Origin of the sequence: Streptomyces carpinensis (assembly GCF_002154505.1) — a bacterium.
GTDB lineage: Bacteria > Actinomycetota > Actinomycetes > Streptomycetales > Streptomycetaceae > Streptomyces > Streptomyces carpinensis.
The window spans coordinates 1-1,434 of record NZ_MUBM01000705.1 but is presented as its reverse complement, the minus strand read 5'-3'; the positions used below and the strand labels follow the sequence as shown (position 1 = coordinate 1,434).

Below are 1,434 nucleotides of genomic sequence, written 5' to 3'. Positions count from 1 at the left end.
GCGTCGTTGCCCGAGCGCAGGAACACGCCCTGCCACAACTGCTCGACGGTGTAGGTGGTGCCGGGCTGGATGCCGACGAGACTGGAACCGGAGGGGATGTCGGCCAGGTCGGCGGCGGTGACCCTGTGCCGCTGGGCGCGGGGGAACTTCTTCAGCACCGTGTCCGCGAACAGCATCTTCAGGGTGGACGCGGGCGCCAGGCGCTGGTGTGCCCGGTACGCGGCGAGCACCTCCCCGCTCTCCCAGTCCGCGAGCAGCCAGGCGCGGGCGGTGAGCTTCCCGGGCAGACCGCCGGCGCCGCGCACCTGCACCCCGCGGCTTGCCAGCCGCGCACCGCCGATCACGCTCGTACCGGCGGCCGCCGCGGTTCCCGCCGGGGCCGAGGCGGGGGCGGCTGCGGCCGGGACACTGCCGGCCGCGACGGCCAGCGGGCCGGCCGCGGCCATACCGAGCAGGGAACGCCGGGACAGTCGGGGAGCCTGGGCGGGCCGTGGGGACAGGGCGGAGGGGAGGGACGAAGAGGAATCGCGCACCCCGGGACCGTACAAAGCGAGGCTGAGCGCGTGCACGACGGGTCCCCAAAGGCCGTTCAAAAGATCACCAAAGGAAGGACGCCGCCTCGGTCATCTCACTCATCCGGAACATCTCGCCGGCCTTCAGCGCCCCCACGATGCGGCCCTGGGCACCCCGTGGCGCGGTCCTGGGCACCCCGCGATGCCCGAAGTCACGCCTGTCCGGTCTCGAACCGGGTGATCCGCCCGTCGTCGGCCACGTCGAAGGTCCACCGGGTGCGCATCTCGCCCCAGGTGTCGTTGCGGTAGCGGGCGAGGAGGGCCCGGCCGCCCCGGGACTCGTTGTCGACCTCCATGTGGCCGTGCGTGGAAAAGATCTCCTGCTCGATCCACTCGGCGAGGTCGCGGTCGGAGCCGTCGTCCGCCATGGTCGCGCCGGGGGCGAGGAGCTGCATGAAGCCCTCGCGGTCATGGGCGTTGACGGCGGTGACGAAGGCGCGGACGGCCGGGTCGCTGAGTCTGGCGGTCTGAATCGTCATGTCGGCAGCGTCACACCCGCCTCGGCACCCCGCCACCCGAACGGCGCCCCGGGCAGGCCGAGTGGGTGTGGCCGGTGCGAGGGTGGGAACCCCGAGTCTTTCCCCTGGAGTCATCGTGACCTGTTACGACCGACGTGATGTGGGCCTGCTGCTGCTCCGGCTGGGGACGGGCGGAGTGCTGGCCGCGCACGGCGCGCAGAAGCTGCTGGGCTGGTTCGGCGGAGCCGGCCTCGAGGGGACCGGGCAGTTCATGGAGTCCGTCGGCTACCGGCCGGGCAAGGCGAGCGCGACGGCGGCGGGACTGTCCGAGGCGGGTGGCGGTCTGCTGCTGGCCCTGGGCCTGGCGACCCCGGCGGCGGGGGCGCCAGGCCCAGGGCCAGCAG

General features: G+C 73.4%; 2 protein-coding genes and 1 pseudogene. 1 reads left to right on the top strand and 2 read right to left on the bottom strand.

Annotated features, from left to right (window positions below; all coding sequences use genetic code 11):
- Positions 1–446 (bottom strand): annotated as a pseudogene (locus BZY54_RS48120) (D-alanyl-D-alanine carboxypeptidase family protein); the annotation flags it as partial.
- A gap of 278 nt (positions 447–724) precedes the next feature.
- Positions 725–1,051, bottom strand: coding sequence for a hypothetical protein (locus BZY54_RS48115; RefSeq protein ID WP_086731550.1), 327 nt, complete (start codon positions 1,049–1,051; stop codon positions 725–727).
- Positions 1,052–1,166: 115 nt separating this feature from the next.
- On the opposite strand from BZY54_RS48115, the gene BZY54_RS48110 reads away from it, so the two are divergent.
- A partial coding sequence (locus BZY54_RS48110; RefSeq protein WP_143668442.1) for a DoxX family membrane protein occupies positions 1,167–1,434 on the top strand: 268 nt, incomplete at its 3' end.

Coding starts and splice junctions, on each gene's coding strand:
- BZY54_RS48115 (WP_086731550.1), bottom strand. CDS start 1,051: ATGACGATTCAGACCGCCAGACTCAGCGACCCGGCCGTCCGCGCCTTC.